We start from the raw sequence: 15,749 nt of genomic DNA, 5'->3' as shown, positions 1-15,749 counted from the left end.
CAGGACAACGCGGCAACGTGTTAGCGGAACCCAAGCTTGCGTCTCGCCGCCATCAGCGCCACCAGGCTGACGGCCGCGGCAAAAATCATGTAGTAGCTCGGCGCGGCCTTCGACCCCGTGAAGCTGATCAGCCACGCGATGATGAAAGGCCCGAAGCCACCGAAGATCGTCACGGCGATGTTATAGGCCAGCGACATGCCGGTGGTACGCGTCTGCACCGGGAACATCTCGGAAAGCAAACCCGGCAGCGCCGCGAAGTAGCCTGTCATCAGAAAGCCGAACACAATTTGCAGCACGATCAGCGTGCCGAAGCTCGGATGCGCGACCAGATAGGTGAAGGCCGGATTGATCAGGATGAGAAGCAGCAGCGCCGAAATCAGCATGATCGTGGTGCGGCCATGGCGGTCCGAGAGATGGCCAACCAGCGGCGAGAACACCATCTGGATCACGCCGGTCAGCGCGATCGCCGCGAACGCGACCGACGGCGCCAGCCCCAACTGCTTCACGCCGTAGGTCGGCATGAACAGCACCAGATAGCTCGACACCGTACCGAGCACCACCACGCCGATCGCAATCACGAGGCGCAGCTTCTGGCTGGCGAAGGTGTCGCGCAGCGGCGTCGTGGTGGCTTCCGCCGCGAGGAACTCAGGCGTTTCGTCGAGTTTGGTGCGGATATACCACGCGACCGGCCCGATCATAAGACCAAAGAAGAATGGCACGCGCCACCCCCACGAGGCCATCTGCTCCGGCGACAACTTGCCGGTCAGCAGCACGCCGAAGCCGGCCGCGAGCAGCGTGGTGAGCCCCTGGCTCGCGACCTGCCAGCTCGCGAAAAAGCCGCGCCGCCCCGGTACGTGTTCCGCGAGAAAAGCCGTGGCGCTGCCGAACTCGCCGCCCGCCGAAAAGCCTTGCATCAGGCGCGCCACTACGAGAATCACGGGCGCGGCAATGCCAATGCTCTGATACGTCGGCAGAACCGCGATGATCAGCGTGCCGCACATCATCAGCAGGATCGACAGCGTAAGCGCCGCCTTGCGTCCGGCGCGGTCGGCGTAAGCACCGATCACGATCGCGCCGAGCGGCCGCATGAAGAACGACACGCCGAAAGTGCCAAGCGTCAGGAGCAGCGAGACCGTGTCGTTACCCGCCGGGAAAAACAGCTTCGCGATGATGACCGCGAAAAAACCGTACACGACCAGATCGAACCATTCCAGCGCGTTGCCGATCGAGGCGGCGGCCACCGCGCGCCACGAATTCCGCCGGCTCCCCGCCAGGCTTGCCGCTGCCGTTGCATTCATGCAGATCTCCAATGCGCGCGAAATATTGTTGACGTAGGTTCTACGCTTGATATCGCCGAACTGGATGCGCGCACAACCAATCCGGAACCAGCGCTCTATGTACCTGAAAAATTAAGGCGGCGCGAGCGGCAAATGACCCATGACTGCTGCACAAGGCTCCCCGCGTTTCAAGCGGGCAATAAAAAGCCGCTTCATCGCACATGCGAACGAAGCGGCTTTTTTGTTGCGATGCAACGGCCGCGCCATGAGCGGCATTCAATACGAATAGGCAAAAGGCTCGTTAAAGCGCTTATTGCTTGATGCCTTCCGACTGAATATGCAGCTTGGTATCCATGCTAAAGCCATACTTGGCACCGGAATCCATGCCGTATTCGCTGCGGTTGAAATGAGCGCTCGCTTCCACGCCGCACACTTCACGCTTGAGCACCGGGTGCTGCATGCACTTGAACGATTCGATCTTCAGATTCAGCGGCTTGGTCACGCCGCGGATCGTCAGGTTGCCGACCACTTCGACCGGCTTGTCGCCGTCGAACTTGATATCGGTCCCTTTGTAAGTCACCGCAGGGTACTTGGTAACGTCGAAGAATTCGTCCGATTTCAGATGCTCGTCGAGTTTGCCGTTGCCGGTCTCGACCGAAGCCGGGTCAACCGTCACGTCCACCGTGCCGGTTTTCGCCGCACGGTCGAGCGTGACCGTGCCGGAACTCTTGACGAACTTGCCGCGCCACACGGAGAGGCCGCCGAAATGATCCGCCTCGAAGCTCGGATACGTGTGAGTCGGGTCGAGCTGATAAGTGTCGGCGGCAGCAAACGCGCCGAGCGAGAAGGAAGAGGCCAATGCACCGACGGCGATCAACAGAGATGTTTTCAATTCAGGCTCCTTATGTTTCTGGAAGTCTTGAAGGATAGCGGCCGCACCCAAAGAGCGCGGCGAACGTCAATTGCGTGCAGCGACGATATGAAATTTGATCACCACGTCATCAGCAACCACCGAGGTGTCTTTCCATTCGCCGGTGCCGATGTCGAATTGCGAGCGCTTGATCGGCAGCGAGCCGTCGAAAGTTTGCGTCGCGCCCTGCAGGGTGACCGTGACCGGCACCACGACGGTCTGCGCTTTACCCTTGATGGTCAACTTTCCGGTGACCTTGAACTGATTGCCGCCGGCCGGGGCGATCGCGCTCGATATGAAAGTTGCAGCCGGGTAGGTCTTCGCGTCGAACCAGTCCTTGCCGCGCACCTGATCGTTATAGCTTTCGTCACCGAGGTCATAACTGCCGACGTCGATGCTCAACTGCGCGCTGCCGTCGGCCGGTTTTGCCGGATCGAACTTCACTTGCGCGGTGAATTTGCCGAATTTGCCTTCCACCGGCACGTTCATCTGCTTCGACGTTGCCGTCACCGAACTTTTGGCGACGTCGACCTGCGCGAGCGCACTGCCGGCCGCGGTCAGAGAGGCCGCTGCGAACGTGGCGAGCATGTAACGATAAAACGAAACTTTCATGGTTATCCTTATTTGATGAAAGGGAGCATGCGCGACAGCAGGCCGTCGCGGTCGAGCCATTGATGCTTGAGCGCCGCCGCGACATGCAGCGCGACCAGCACGAGCAAGGTGTAATTCAGCGCGATATGCACGTTCTTCAGCAGCTCCTTGAGATGCGGGTCTGGTGCGATCAGGCGCGGCAGCGGAATCAGGCCGAGGTACACCACTGGCACGTTGGCCGCCGAGCTATACAGATAGCCGGAGACGGGAATCACGATCATCAGCACGTAGAGCAGAAAATGTGTGAGATGCGCGGCGCCGCGCTGCCAGGCCGGCATGCGGCGCGGCATCGACGGGCCCGCGTGGGTGGCGCGCCACAGAATGCGCAGCACGGCGAGCGCGAACACCGTCACGCCGATCCACTTGTGGTACGAAAAGTAGCGCAGCTTGGTGGGCGTGAAGCCGGGGATATCGGTCATCACCCAACCGAGCGCGAAGCTGCACACGATCAGCAGCGCGATCAGCCAGTGAAAGGCGATGGCAGTCCGCGTGTATGACTCCCGGCCACCAAAAGAAGGATTGAGTGCCATGACAGGTCAACGCAAGTTAAGAGAGGTTAACGGCGCAGCCGGCCCGGCTATTCCACGCATGCCAATGCATGTTGCATCGTGCGGCTCGATAGAAAGCATGGCGGCTGCGGCACACGCCAAGGCCGCCATGCTACCGCAAGCGGAAAAAGCTGGGCCGATCAGAGTAAGCGCTATAGCTGTCGATCAGAGTTAGCGCTTTAGCTGTCGATCAGAGTTAGCGCTTTAGCGCTTACTCTGATCCCATGCAAAGCTCTTACTCTGATCCCATGCAAAGCTGTCGACCCGGAATGCCGCCCGGCCAAAAGTCTTCCACGTGCGGAACAGTATTGAACAATTGGGGACTGAGACTGTCAAAATCTGTCGCTTTCACGTAAGACCAGTCCAGATGCTTCCGCTGCCCGACTCACCCCGCACCGGGTGCAATGGCCGTCCCGGCCGCGAAGCGCGTTTGGTACTATTGCTCCACGCTTTCTTCTGCCCGGCCCTAAAACTGGCACTGCACGCCTCCCTTCATGTCGTTAGCTCTTCTGCCGTATGGAACATGACAACCTGATCGCGTGCCATGAGTGCGATACGCTGTTCTACAAGCGCCGGCTTATCGGGCGGGAGGTCGCGCGTTGTTCGCGCTGCGGCGCGACGCTCTATCAAGGCGTCTCCCGCAAGCTCGACAGTATCTGTGCGATGACGCTGGCCGCGCTGATTACCTTCGTGATCGCCCAGGCCTTCCCGATCGTCGAACTCGAAACCAACGGCATCACCTCGCAGACCACGCTGTTTGGCGCGCTCATCGCACTGTGGGGCGAGGACATGCAGATCGTCGCGGTCATGGTGTTCTGCTCGACCATCCTGTTCCCGCTGACCGAGCTGGTCGCGCTGCTCTATGTGCTGGTCCCGCTGAATGCCGGCTACGTGCCGCCCGCCTTCAACCGCGTGTTGCGCGCCATTCAATTCGTGCGGCCATGGGGCATGATCGAAGTGTTCATGCTTGGCGTGCTGATCACCATCGTGAAGATGGTGAGTCTCGCACGCGTGATTCCCGAAGCGGCGCTATTCGCGTTCGGCGTGCTGACGCTGATGATCGCGGTGGTGCTCACGTTCGATCCGCGCGAGCTGTGGGACCGCGCCGACGAAATGGCTAACCGCAGCCAGAGACCGCGGCCGCGCACCGCCGCGGACAGCGCGGCGGCTGCCGTCAGTTCGCTTGACGGGCCGCCCCCGCCGCCTGAGGTGCAAGGCACGGCCCAATCCGCATTGCCGCCGGCGCCGCCGGTGCCGCCGGCGCCGCATCAAGGATGAACGCACGATGAAATACGTGACCGCGAAGCGCGCGGGCCTGGTCGCCTGCCACGCGTGCGGACGCGTCGAGCCGCGTATCCGCTCCGTCACGCCGCAACACTGCGGACGCTGCGGCGCGGTGATGCACCGGCGCAACCCCGACAGCCTGATGCGCACCTGGGCGCTGCTGATCGCCGCGGCCTTGCTGTATATTCCGGCGAATCTGTTACCTGTGATGCACACGTCGTCGCTGCTCGGTTCGGAAGACGACACCATCATGAGCGGCGTCGTGTACTTCTGGACCTCGGGCGACTGGCCGTTGGCCGTGATCGTGTTCATCGCCAGCATCATGGTGCCGATGCTCAAGCTCAGTGTGCTCGTGTTGCTCACCACCACCGCGCAGCGCCGCTCGCGCTGGCGGCCGGAGCAACGCGCCACGCTCTACCGGATGGTCGAACGGATCGGGCGCTGGTCGATGCTCGACGTGTTCGTCGTCACGCTGACCGTCGCGCTGGTCCGTTTCAAGTCGCTTGCTGTGATCACGGCTGGACCGGGCGCAATCGCCTTCGGCTCGGTGGTGATTCTGACGATGATGGCATCCATGCAATTCGATCCACGGCTCATCTGGGACAACGTGGAAGGCAGTACTCAAAAACCTCAGGACCTCGACCATGACTAGCCCGCAAGGACCGACGCCCGCCTCCGATGCGCCGCGCAACGATTCGAACGGACCGAAGCTGCCGCCCCAACTGCCTGACCCTGACATCGAGCCGCGCAGCCGCTGGCTGCCCTCGCTCGTCTGGGTGATTCCGCTGATCGCCGCGCTAATCGGCCTTGCGCTCGTGATCAAGTCGGTGACCGAAAAAGGCCCAACCATCACGATCACGTTCGTCAGCGCCGAAGGCCTCGAGCCCGGCAAGACCAAGGTCAAATACAAGGATGTCGATGTCGGCTCGGTGAAGACCATTACGCTCTCGAAGGATCTGTCGCACGTGCTGGTTCAGGTGCAACTCACCAAGGAAGGCGAAAACTTCGCGGTCAAGGATTCGCGCTTCTGGGTGGTGCGCCCTCGCGTCGGCGCGAGCGGCGTGTCCGGACTGACCACGCTGCTCTCCGGTGCGTACATCGGTGCGGACGCCGGCCATTCACCGGACACCGAACAAGACTTTGTCGGCCTCGAAACACCGCCGCCGATTACGGGCGACCAGAAAGGCCACCAGTTCATTCTGCATGGCGACTCGCTCGGCTCGATCGACATCGGTTCGCCGATTTTCTACCGGCGCGTGCAGGTCGGCCAGGTGGTCGGCTTCTCGCTCGACAAGGACGGCACCGGCGTGACGATGCGGGTCTTCGTGTCGGCGCCGTTCGACCAGTACGTCGGCACCAATTCGCGCTGGTGGCATGCGAGCGGCGTCGATTTGCGGCTCGACTCGAGCGGCTTCAAGCTGAATACGCAGTCGCTTGCCACGGTGATCGTCGGCGGCTTGTCGTTCCAGTCGCCGCCGGGTCAGGGCGTGGGTGCGCAGGCGCCGAACAACATGACGTTCCGCCTAGGTTCGGATGAACAGGACGCGATGCGCGAACCGGATGGCGTGCCATTGCGTGTGGTGATGAACTTCAATCAGTCGCTGCGCGGGCTGTCGGTCGGCGCGACGGTCGACTTCCGCGGCATCGTGCTGGGCCAGGTGACCAACATCGGCATCGACTACGATCCGAAGACGCGCAGCTTCACGATGCCGGTAACGATGAACCTGTACCCGGACCGCCTCGGCAAGCGCTTCCGCGAAACCGCGCCGACACCGGGCAGCCTCGCGGGTCAAACCTTGCTGCAACAGCTCGTCAAGCATGGGCTGCGCGGCCAGTTGCGTACCGGCAATCTGATTACGAGCCAGTTGTACGTAGCGCTCGATATCTTCCCGAAAGCGCCGCCGGCCACGGTTGACGTAACGGGCGATCCGCTCGAGTTGCCGACCATTCCGAACTCGCTCGACGAACTGCAGGTGCAGGTTGCCGACATTGCGAAGAAGCTCGACAAGGTGCCGTTCGACCAGATCGGTTCGAACCTGAACAGCGCGTTGAAGAATGCCGACCAGCTGTTCACGCGACTCGACAAGGAAGTCGTGCCGGAGGCGCGCGACACGCTGGCTGCGGCGAAGCAGACCTTCGGTTCGGCCGAGGCGACATTGCAGCAGGACTCGCCGTTGCAGTCGGATGTTCATCAGGCGCTGCAGGAACTGACACGTACGTTGCAGTCGCTGAATGCGCTGTCGGATTATCTGGAACGTCATCCGGAATCGCTGTTGCGCGGTAAAACAGGAGATAAACCATGATGTTTGCCCGGCTCCCCCGCCCGCCGCGCGGGCTTGTGCGCGGCGCTGTTTATGTCGGCGCTCTGGCCGGACTGATAGCGATGGCGGCGTGTTCGTCGCCGTCGAGCCGCTTTTATACGCTCGGCGCGGATAGTGCGCCTGCTGGCTCTGCGGCGGCGGTTAGCGCCCGGACATCGGCTGCGCCGGCGTGGCTGATCGAAGTCGCGCCGATCGATGTCCCGCCGCAAGTGGCGAAGAATCAGCTTGTGGTGCAGACGGGACCGACGCAGGTTCAGGTGCTCGAGCAGGAGCGTTGGGCTTCGTTGCCGGGTGACGAGCTTCGTCGGGCTTTGTCGACCAGTCTTACGCAGCAGCTGGACACGATCGATGTGTATGGCACTGCGTATGCCGATACGACACCGGTGTATCGGGTCAGCATGAATGTGCAGCGGTTCGAGTCATGGCCGGGGTCGCATGCGTTGATCGATGCGGTTTGGAGTGTGCGGGCTGTGCGTAGTAATGCTGTGATGACCTGTCGGAGCGTGGTGAGTGAGCCGGTTGGCGGCGGCTACGATGCGCTTGTCAATGGGCATCGGGTGGCGTTGCAGCGGATTGCTTTGCAGGTGGCGGGTGCGGTGCAGGCTATGGCTTCTGCTGCTCCGCAAGGGAAGGTTGGGGGTGCTACGGGCGCTGGTTTTGCCGTGCCGGCGTGTCCTTCAGCTGTTGCGGCTGCCAGTGCGGGGAGTTGAAGGTTTCTTTGCCAGATCAGGAAAAGGCCAAAACGACCCGTAATCCCGACCGCGTACAATAGCGCCTTATCTAACGCCTTCCGGCAACCTCAATGTCCTTCGATTTCTTCCTTCCCTGTCCGCGTGGCCTTGAAGCCTCGCTCGCCACCGAGCTCGCGGAAATTGCCGCGAAGCACCTGAACGGCGCGCCGTTCACGGCTGGCGCGCAAGTGCCCGGCGGTGTGCATTTCCGCGGCGGCTGGGCCGCCGGCATGGCCGCCAACCTGCACTCGCGCCTCGCGAGCCGCGTGCTGCTGAAAATCGCGCATCGGCCGTATCGCAGCGAACAGGACATTTACGCGCTTGCGGTCGAACAGCGCTGGGAGCAGTGGTTCTCGGCAAACGAAACGCTGCGCGTGGACGTCACCGCCATCAAATCGCCGCTGCGCAGCCTGGAATTCACGACGCTGCGCGTCAAGGACGCGATCTGCGACCGTCTGCGTGAAGTGAGCGGTGCGCGTCCGAACATCGACACCGCCATGCCCGACGTGCGCGTGTTCGCGTTCCTCACCGCCACCGATTGCACGCTCTATCTCGACACCTCCGGCGACCCGCTCTTCAAGCGCGGCTGGCGGCTGGACAAGGGTGCGGCGCCGCTGCGCGAGAACCTCGCGGCGGGCATCCTGCGCCTGACCGGCTGGACCGCCGGCACGCCGCTGTACGACCCGATGTGCGGCAGCGGCACCTTCCTCGCGGAAGCCGCGCAAGTGGCGCTGAATATCGCGCCGGGCGCGGAGCGCCGCTTCGGCTTCGAGAAGCTCAAGCAATTCGACGCCAGGACCTGGCAAACGCTGAAGGCCGCCGCGCTCGACGCCAAGCACGCCGCCCGCAGCTCGCGCGCCGATCTGCAGATCTTCGGCAGCGATATTTCCGGCGACATGCTCGACAAGGCGCGTGCGAACTTCCAGCGCGCTGGCCTGCCGTCAATTCCGCTCAAGCAGGTCGACGCACGCGGCATGACCGCACCGTCGGCTGAGCCGGGCATCCTCGTCGCAAATCCGCCGTACGGCGAGCGGATCGAAGTGCGCGGGCGCAACGCACGTGGTGAAATCCGCGAAGGCCGCGCCACACGTGAAGGCCGCGACGACGAGAGCTTCCACCGGGCCCAGGAAGAAGCACCGGATAGCGAGTTTTTCCAGTCGCTCGGCGATGCGCTGAAGCAGCGCTTTACCGGCTGGCACGCGTTCATCCTGACGTCGGATCGCAAGTTGCCCGGTCAGTTGCGTCTGCGTGAATCGACCAAGACGCCGCTCTTCAACGGCGCGCTTGAATGCCGGCTGTTCCGTTTCGACCTGATCGCGGGCAGCGTGCGTCAGCGGCCGCCGAACAACGACACGCCGCCGGCCTGAGCCCTTGCAGAGCAGCACCGGAAAAAGCCGCGGATCCAGGTCCGCGTTTTTTTCGCCGGTATGCCAGCGATCGGCGCACGCGGGGAGTTGGTTTCGCGGCCCGCCGCGAGGCAGGCCGCGCAGCACAGCGGTCCGTTATTCCACCGCCTTCACCATATCCTCGATCACCTTCTTGGCGTCGCCGAACACCATCATCGTCTTGTCCATGTAGAACAGGTCGTTGTCGAGGCCGGCATAACCTGCTGCCATAGAACGCTTGTTCACGATGACCGTGCGCGCCTTGTAAGCCTCGATGATCGGCATGCCCGCGATCGGCGACTTCGGATCGTTCTTCGCCGCCGGATTCACCACGTCGTTCGCGCCGAGCACCAGCACCACGTCGACCTGACCGAACTCGCCGTTGATATCGTCCATTTCGTAGACCATGTCGTACGGCACTTCGGCTTCGGCAAGCAGCACGTTCATATGCCCCGGCATCCGCCCGGCTACCGGGTGAATCGCGTACTTCACCTCGATGCCCTTCTCGACCAGCTTGTCGGTCAGCTCCTTCAACGCATGCTGTGCGCGCGCGACCGCCAGACCGTAACCCGGCACGATCACCACCGTTTCAGCATTGCCGAGCATGAACGACGCATCGTCAGCCGAACCGGATTTCACCGGACGCTGCTCCGCCGACCCACCTGCAGCCGCCGCACCCGCCTCGTTGCCGAAGCCGCCGAGAATCACGTTGAAAAACGAGCGGTTCATCGCGCGGCACATGATGTACGACAGGATCGCACCCGACGAACCCACCAGCGAGCCCGCGATGATCAGCATCGGATTGTTCAGCGAGAAGCCGATGCCCGCCGCCGCCCAGCCCGAGTACGAGTTGAGCATCGACACGACCACCGGCATATCCGCGCCGCCGATCGGGATGATGATCAGCACGCCGAGCACGAACGCGATGATCGTCATGATGATGAACGGCAACCACGACTGCGTGAGGAAGAAGATCACGCCGAAGCCGAGCATCGCGAGCGCGAGCAGCAGGTTGATCAGATGCTGCCCCGCATAGACCACCGGTGCGCCCTGGAACAGGCGGAACTTGTACTTGCCCGACAGCTTGCCGAATGCGATCACCGAACCGGAGAACGTAATCGCGCCGACAAACGTGCCAATGAACAGCTCGACGCGATTGCCGTATGGCAGGAAGCCCGGAATTGCATTCTCTGGATCGACGAGGCCGAAGGCCGACGGCTCCGACACCACCGCATACGCGATGCACACCGCGGCAAGACCGATCAGCGAGTGCATCGCCGCGACCAGTTCCGGCATCTTGGTCATCTCGACGCGCGCCGCGACGAACGCGCCGATCGCGCCGCCGATCACCAGCGCGACCAGCAGGAGGCCAAGCCCTAACCCAAGATTCGAGCCGAGCGCATTCGCCTGTTTGACGATCAGCGCGATCGTGGTGAGGATCGCAATCGCCATCCCGACCATGCCGAAGGTATTGCCGGTGCGCGCCGTCTTCGGATTGGACAGCCCCTTGAGCGCCTGGATGAAACAGACCGACGCGACCAGATAAAGCAGCGTGACGACGTTCAGACTCATTACGCGTTCTCCTTTGCAACTGCGGGGAGCTTCTTCGGCTCTTTCTTGCGGAACATCTCCAGCATTCGCCTCGTCACCAGAAATCCGCCGAACACGTTCACTGCCGCGAGCGCGACCGCGAGCGTGCCGAAGAACTTGCCGGTGTCGCCCACGGTGAGGCCGGCTGCCAGCATTGCGCCGACGATCACGATCGCCGAGATCGCGTTGGTCACGGCCATCAGCGGCGTGTGCAGCGCGGGCGTGACGTTCCAGACGACGTGGTAGCCGACGTAGATCGCCAGCACGAAGATGATCAGGTTAATGACGGTGTGGTTGATGACTTCCATCGCCGCTCTCCTATGTATTGATTCGATGTCGGCCAGAGTAAGCGCTTTAGCGCTTACTCTGGTCCCATGCAATTAATTGCTCAGGCCTTGCGCGTGACTTCGCCGTCGCGGGCCAGCAGCGTGGCCGCGACGATGTCGTCCGCGAGATCGATGTTCAGGGCGCCTTCCTTGGTGATGATCAGCTTCAGGAAGTCGAGCAGGTTGCGTGCGTATAAGGACGACGCGTCGGCGGGCACCATCGACGCCAGGTTCGTGTAACCCACGATCTGCACGCCGTGTTTTGTAACGACCTGGTCCGCTACGGTGAGCGGGCAGTTGCCGCCGCGCTGGCCTTCATACTCCGCGCCACGGCCTGCGGCGAGGTCCACCAGCACGGAGCCGGGTTTCATCGCCTGCACGGTTTCGACCGAGATCAGCGTCGGCGCGGCCCGGCCTGGAATCAGAGCGGTGGAAATCACTACGTCGGCCTGCTTCGCCCGTTCGTGGACCAGCGCCGACTGGCGCGCAAGCCACGATGGCGGCATTGGCCGCGCGTAGCCGCCGACGCCCTGCGCGGCTTCGCGCTCCTCGTCGGTTTCGTACGGGACGTCGAGAAACTTGGCGCCGAGCGATTCGATCTGCTCCTTGACCGCCGGACGCACGTCGGAGGCTTCGATCACGGCGCCCAGGCGCTTGGCAGTTGCGATCGCCTGCAAACCGGCCACGCCCGCGCCGAGAATCAGCACGCGGGCCGCTTTCACGGTGCCGGCAGCCGTCATCAGCATCGGCATGAAGCGCGGATAGAGCGTGGCCGCCAGCAGCACCGCCTTGTACCCGGCGATGTTCGCCTGCGACGACAGCACGTCGAGGCTCTGCGCGCGGGTGGTGCGCGGCGCGGCTTCGAGCGCGAACGCCGTCACACCCGCAGCCGCGAGCTTTGATGAGTTTTCGGTATTGAAAGGGTCAAGCATGCCGACCAGCGTCGCGCCGCGCTTCAGAAGCGGCAACTCGGCATCGGTCGGCGACTGGACCTTCAGGACCAGATCCGCGCCAAACGCGGTGGCCGCATCGACGACCTCCGCGCCAGCGGCTGTAAAGGCCTCGTCAGGAAAGCTTGCGCCGGTACCGGCGCCGCTCTGGATCGTGACCCGGTGGCCCTGGGTCACATACTTCCTGACCGTTTCGGGCGTCGCGGCGACGCGGGTTTCGTGCGCGCGCGTCTCGGCTGGCACTCCGATGTGCATCTTTTCTCCTCCTCGACTTCCTGTTTTACGACAGAGCTGCCGACGAGGCACGCCGGCATTCCGGTGCAACGGCTAACGGCGTCACTTTAACCGAAACTTGGTGCGGCGCAAAAATCGGGGACAATCCGGAGTCTTCGCCGCCGCCCGCTTCCCGGCAGCCCGGGCCCATAAACGGTAAAATGCGCACCCATGAAACCGGAAACCTGGCTGCCGCACGTCACCGTTGCGGCCATCGTCGAGCGTGACGGGCGTTTTCTCGTGGTCGAGGAACATACCGCCGACGGCCTGCGCCTGAATCAGCCCGCCGGCCATCTGGAAGCAGGCGAAACGCTCCTGGAGGCGGTCGTCCGCGAAACGCTCGAGGAAACCGCCCATCCGTTCAAGCCCGCGGCGCTGGTCGGCATGTATATGACGCATTTCGAGCGGCCCGGCAGTGAGGGGGTGACGTATCTGCGCTTCACCTATTGCGGCACGAGCGGCGCAGCGGATGCAGCGCGCGCGCTCGATCCCGACATCGTCCGCACGCTATGGATGAGCGCCGACGAATTGCGCGCCTGCCCCGAACGGCATCGCACGCCGCTTGTCATGCAATGTCTCGACGATTACCTCGCAGGACGGCGTTTCCCGCTCGACTTCGTGCACACGCATTCGGTCGCGCGCAAGCAGGTATAAGCAGACGTAAGCAGGCATCGCCAGGCCGAACCGGTCATAAACGGGCCTGATCCGTCACGAGCGGCCAGGCTGGCGACCGGGCAACACGGTCAACCTACGATCAATGAAGTCACGCGGTACCCAGTGAGCATCTTATGAGTAAGCAGAAAGTCGTTGTAGGCATGTCGGGCGGCGTCGATTCGTCGGTTACCGCGTGGCTGCTGAAGGAACAGGGCTACGACGTGGTCGGCCTGTTCATGAAAAACTGGGAAGACGACGACGACAGCGAGTACTGCTCGACACGGCAGGACTGGATCGACGTTGTTTCGGTGGCGGATCTGATCGGCATCGACGTCGAAGCGGTCAACTTCGCCGCCGAATACAAAGACCGCGTGTTCGCCGAATTCCTGCGCGAATACTCGGCCGGCCGCACGCCGAATCCAGACGTGCTGTGCAACGCCGAGATCAAGTTCAAGGCCTTCCTCGATCACGCGATGTCGCTCGGCGCGGAAACCATCGCGACCGGCCACTATGCGCGCGTGCGCGAGAACAACGGCCGCTTCGAGTTGCTGAAGGCCTTCGATCATACGAAGGACCAGTCGTACTTCCTGCATCGGCTGAATCAGGCGCAGTTGTCGAAGACGCTGTTTCCGCTCGGCGAGATTCCGAAAACCAAAGTCCGCGAGATCGCCGAACAGATCGCGCTGCCGAATGCGAAGAAGAAAGATTCGACCGGCATCTGCTTCATCGGCGAACGGCCGTTCCGCGACTTCCTGAACCGCTATCTGCCGACCAAACCCGGCCCCATGAAAACCACCGACGGTAACGTGGTCGGTGAACACATCGGCCTCGCGTTCTACACCTTCGGGCAGCGCAAGGGTATCGGCCTCGGCGGCAGCAAGGAAGGCAGCGGCGAGCCGTGGTTCGTCGCCGGTAAGGATATTGCGTCGAACACGCTGTATGTCGCGCAAGGCCACGACCATTCGTGGCTGCTGAGCCATACGTTGAGCGCAGGCAATACGAGCTGGGTCGCGGGCGAAGCGCCGGCCGACGGTTTCGCGTGCGGCGCGAAAACCCGTTACCGGCAAGCGGATGCGCCGTGCTCCTTTAGTGCGGCGGCCAGCGTAGCAGGTCGCGACGAAGGCCTTTTCGAACTGAATTTCGACGCCGCCCAATGGGCTGTCACACCAGGGCAATCTGCAGTGCTCTACGATGGCGACGTGTGTCTCGGCGGCGGCATCATCGAACATGCGGTGACCGGGCAGCCAACGGCGCGCCAGCCGCAACAGGCAGCGTTGCTAAGCGCCCGTTGAGCCAAGGGATTGATCGTGCGGCTACGCCTTGGCCCCGCTGCACGCGCTTCACCTTCATGTCTCATCTCCAAGCTTCATACTTCACGCTTCACCCATGCGTTTCATCTTCGAGCGCAGCTAGCTTCACCCTAACAAGCAGTGGTTCGTTTCCCTTCGCGGCGAATTCCGTCTGCGCCGACAGCGTCGACGATCCCTCCGCGACGATACTCACTGCACTGGAGTCCCCATGCTTTCCCGACGTTATCTGGCGATGTGGTGCGCAGTCATTCTGCTCGCAGCCTGTGCTCTGCTTGCCGCGACGCATCACCTTTCGTGGTTCTGGATCATCGTGCCGGTGGCGCTCGTCGCGCTCGGCCTGTTCGACCTCACGCAGCAGCGTCACGCGATTCTGCGTAACTATCCGCTGTGGGGCCACTTCCGTTTCCTGTTCGAATTCATCCGCCCCGAAATCCGCCAGTATTTCGTCGAGGACGATACCGACGAGAAACCTTTCTCGCGTGCGCAACGCAGCATCGTCTATCAGCGTGCGAAGAACGACGTGGATAGCCGCCCGTACGGCACCGAGCTCGACGTCAAAGCCGTCGCGCACGAATGGATCAGCCACTCGCTCGCGCCGACCAAGGTCGATAGCCACGACTTCCGTATCGTCGTCGGGCCCGACCGTGCGCAGCCTTATTCGATGTCGATCTTCAACGTCTCCGCGATGAGCTTCGGCTCGTTGTCGGCGAACGCGATCATGGCGTTGAATCTCGGCGCGAAGAAAGGCAACTTCGCGCACGACACGGGCGAAGGCTCGATGTCGAAATATCACCGCGAGCATGGCGGCGACATCATCTGGGAAATCGCCTCGGGCTACTTCGGCTGCCGTAACGACGACGGCACCTTCAGCGCGGAGAAGTTCGCCAGGCAGGCCGCCGAACCGCAGGTGAAGATGATCGAGGTGAAGCTCTCGCAAGGCGCGAAGCCCGGTCACGGCGGCGTGCTGCCGGCCGCGAAGATCACGCCTGAGATTGCTGAAACGCGCGGCGTGCCGATGGGCCGCGATTGCATCTCGCCCGCCACCCATTCCGAATTTTCTTCGCCACGCGGCCTGCTCGAATTCGTCGACCGGTTGCGCACGCTGTCCGGCGGCAAGCCGACCGGATTCAAGCTGTGCATCGGGCATCCGTGGGAATTCTTCGGCATTGCGAAGGCGATGCTGGAGACGGGGATTCTGCCGGACTTCATCGTGGTCGACGGTGCGGAGGGCGGCACGGGCGCAGCGCCGCTGGAGTTCACCGATCACGTCGGCGTGCCGTTGCAGGAAGGGTTGCTGCTGGTGCACAACACGCTGGTCGGCATCGGCTTGCGTCAGCGCATCCGCATCGGCGCGAGCGGCAAGATGATTACCGCATTCGATATCACGAAGACGCTGGCGATCGGCGCGGATTGGGTCAACGCGGCGCGCGGCTTCATGTTCGCGGTCGTTATCCACCCCAAACTACTCCAACTATTCAATCGAAGCCTGTTTCGACTCTTGAACATGATTCCCAAGCGGGACGGGGTTATGCTCGCAAC

At 62.6% G+C, this 15,749-nt stretch carries 14 protein-coding genes and 1 pseudogene; 8 read left to right on the top strand and 7 right to left on the bottom strand.

The annotated features are described in order from the left end of the window. Positions 1–20: 20 nt before the first annotated feature. The 4 genes from AYM40_RS02285 to AYM40_RS02270 all read right to left on the bottom strand — a co-directional run bounded on the left by AYM40_RS02285 (position 21) and on the right by AYM40_RS02270 (position 3,368). Positions 21–1,298, bottom strand: a complete 1,278-nt coding sequence (locus tag AYM40_RS02285) for an MFS transporter (protein ID WP_063494801.1) — start codon at positions 1,296–1,298, stop codon at positions 21–23. 289 nt (positions 1,299–1,587) lie between these two features. Next, positions 1,588–2,157: a YceI family protein gene (locus AYM40_RS02280; RefSeq protein ID WP_063497798.1), complete on the bottom strand. Its 570-nt coding sequence runs from the start codon at positions 2,155–2,157 to the stop codon at positions 1,588–1,590. Between the two features lie 78 nt (positions 2,158–2,235). Continuing rightward, complete coding sequence (locus AYM40_RS02275) at positions 2,236–2,799, bottom strand: YceI family protein (RefSeq protein ID WP_063494800.1); 564 nt, start codon at positions 2,797–2,799, stop codon at positions 2,236–2,238. An 8-nt stretch (positions 2,800–2,807) separates the two neighbouring features. Next, complete coding sequence (locus AYM40_RS02270; protein WP_063494799.1) at positions 2,808–3,368, bottom strand: cytochrome b; 561 nt, start codon at positions 3,366–3,368, stop codon at positions 2,808–2,810. Between the two features lie 534 nt (positions 3,369–3,902). Between AYM40_RS02270 and AYM40_RS02265 the strand changes: the two genes are divergently transcribed. The 5 genes from AYM40_RS02265 to AYM40_RS02245 all read left to right on the top strand — a co-directional run bounded on the left by AYM40_RS02265 (position 3,903) and on the right by AYM40_RS02245 (position 9,089). Beyond that, positions 3,903–4,664, top strand: coding sequence for a paraquat-inducible protein A (locus AYM40_RS02265; RefSeq protein WP_063494798.1), 762 nt, complete (start codon positions 3,903–3,905; stop codon positions 4,662–4,664). 7 nt (positions 4,665–4,671) lie between these two features. Then, positions 4,672–5,322 carry a paraquat-inducible protein A gene (locus AYM40_RS02260; RefSeq protein WP_063494797.1) on the top strand — a complete coding sequence of 217 codons (651 nt, stop codon included), beginning with the start codon at positions 4,672–4,674 and terminating at the stop codon, positions 5,320–5,322. Continuing rightward, the gene (locus AYM40_RS02255; RefSeq protein WP_063494796.1) at positions 5,315–6,973 is read left to right on the top strand and encodes an intermembrane transport protein PqiB; all 1,659 of its coding nucleotides are present in this window, start codon (positions 5,315–5,317) and stop codon (positions 6,971–6,973) included. The genes AYM40_RS02260 and AYM40_RS02255 overlap by 8 nt, the downstream gene beginning before the upstream one ends. Next, positions 6,970–7,701 carry a PqiC family protein gene (locus AYM40_RS02250; RefSeq protein ID WP_063494795.1) on the top strand — a complete coding sequence of 244 codons (732 nt, stop codon included), beginning with the start codon at positions 6,970–6,972 and terminating at the stop codon, positions 7,699–7,701. Before AYM40_RS02255 ends, AYM40_RS02250 begins: the two co-directional genes overlap by 4 nt. Positions 7,702–7,793: 92 nt before the next feature. Next, entirely contained in the window at positions 7,794–9,089 is a 1,296-nt protein-coding gene (locus AYM40_RS02245; protein ID WP_063494794.1) for a THUMP domain-containing class I SAM-dependent RNA methyltransferase, read from the top strand. A 135-nt stretch (positions 9,090–9,224) separates the two neighbouring features. On the opposite strand, the gene AYM40_RS02240 is transcribed toward AYM40_RS02245, so the two are convergent. From AYM40_RS02240 to AYM40_RS02230, 3 genes are all read right to left on the bottom strand, one after another. Then, positions 9,225–10,679, bottom strand: a complete 1,455-nt coding sequence (locus tag AYM40_RS02240) for an NAD(P)(+) transhydrogenase (Re/Si-specific) subunit beta (RefSeq protein WP_063494793.1) — start codon at positions 10,677–10,679, stop codon at positions 9,225–9,227. Further along, positions 10,679–11,005, bottom strand: coding sequence for an NAD(P) transhydrogenase subunit alpha (locus tag AYM40_RS02235; RefSeq protein WP_063494792.1), 327 nt, complete (start codon positions 11,003–11,005; stop codon positions 10,679–10,681). Before AYM40_RS02235 ends, AYM40_RS02240 begins: the two co-directional genes overlap by 1 nt. 80 nt (positions 11,006–11,085) lie before the next feature. Beyond that, positions 11,086–12,228 carry a Re/Si-specific NAD(P)(+) transhydrogenase subunit alpha gene (locus AYM40_RS02230; RefSeq protein ID WP_063494791.1) on the bottom strand — a complete coding sequence of 381 codons (1,143 nt, stop codon included), beginning with the start codon at positions 12,226–12,228 and terminating at the stop codon, positions 11,086–11,088. A 189-nt stretch (positions 12,229–12,417) separates the two neighbouring features. Here AYM40_RS02230 and AYM40_RS02225 point away from each other — a divergent pair, with 189 nt between their 5' ends. From AYM40_RS02225 to AYM40_RS02215, 3 genes and pseudogenes are all read left to right on the top strand, one after another. Next, a complete protein-coding gene (locus AYM40_RS02225) occupies positions 12,418–12,900 on the top strand; it encodes an NUDIX hydrolase (protein WP_063494790.1) in 483 nt (160 codons plus the stop codon). A gap of 134 nt (positions 12,901–13,034) precedes the next feature. Continuing rightward, positions 13,035–14,192 (top strand): tRNA 2-thiouridine(34) synthase MnmA, encoded by a 1,158-nt coding sequence (gene mnmA, locus AYM40_RS02220; RefSeq protein ID WP_063494789.1) that lies wholly within the window; start codon positions 13,035–13,037, stop codon positions 14,190–14,192. 226 nt (positions 14,193–14,418) lie between these two features. Then, positions 14,419–15,657 (top strand): annotated as a pseudogene (locus AYM40_RS02215) (FMN-binding glutamate synthase family protein); the annotation flags it as partial. Positions 15,658–15,749 lie beyond the last annotated feature (92 nt).

Source organism: Paraburkholderia phytofirmans OLGA172 (assembly GCF_001634365.1).
Classification (GTDB): domain Bacteria; phylum Pseudomonadota; class Gammaproteobacteria; order Burkholderiales; family Burkholderiaceae; genus Paraburkholderia.
This window is presented reverse-complemented; position numbering and strand designations above follow the sequence as displayed.

Coding starts and splice junctions, on each gene's coding strand:
- AYM40_RS02225 (WP_063494790.1), top strand. CDS start 12,418: ATGAAACCGGAAACCTGGCTGCCGCACGTCACCGTTGCGGCCATCGTC.
- AYM40_RS02275 (WP_063494800.1), bottom strand. CDS start 2,799: ATGAAAGTTTCGTTTTATCGTTACATGCTCGCCACGTTCGCAGCGGCC.
- AYM40_RS02250 (WP_063494795.1), top strand. CDS start 6,970: ATGATGTTTGCCCGGCTCCCCCGCCCGCCGCGCGGGCTTGTGCGCGGC.
- AYM40_RS02245 (WP_063494794.1), top strand. CDS start 7,794: ATGTCCTTCGATTTCTTCCTTCCCTGTCCGCGTGGCCTTGAAGCCTCG.
- AYM40_RS02235 (WP_063494792.1), bottom strand. CDS start 11,005: ATGGAAGTCATCAACCACACCGTCATTAACCTGATCATCTTCGTGCTG.
- AYM40_RS02270 (WP_063494799.1), bottom strand. CDS start 3,368: ATGGCACTCAATCCTTCTTTTGGTGGCCGGGAGTCATACACGCGGACT.
- AYM40_RS02240 (WP_063494793.1), bottom strand. CDS start 10,679: ATGAGTCTGAACGTCGTCACGCTGCTTTATCTGGTCGCGTCGGTCTGT.
- AYM40_RS02265 (WP_063494798.1), top strand. CDS start 3,903: ATGGAACATGACAACCTGATCGCGTGCCATGAGTGCGATACGCTGTTC.
- AYM40_RS02230 (WP_063494791.1), bottom strand. CDS start 12,228: ATGCACATCGGAGTGCCAGCCGAGACGCGCGCGCACGAAACCCGCGTC.
- mnmA (WP_063494789.1), top strand. CDS start 13,035: ATGAGTAAGCAGAAAGTCGTTGTAGGCATGTCGGGCGGCGTCGATTCG.
- AYM40_RS02285 (WP_063494801.1), bottom strand. CDS start 1,298: ATGAATGCAACGGCAGCGGCAAGCCTGGCGGGGAGCCGGCGGAATTCG.
- AYM40_RS02255 (WP_063494796.1), top strand. CDS start 5,315: ATGACTAGCCCGCAAGGACCGACGCCCGCCTCCGATGCGCCGCGCAAC.
- AYM40_RS02260 (WP_063494797.1), top strand. CDS start 4,672: ATGAAATACGTGACCGCGAAGCGCGCGGGCCTGGTCGCCTGCCACGCG.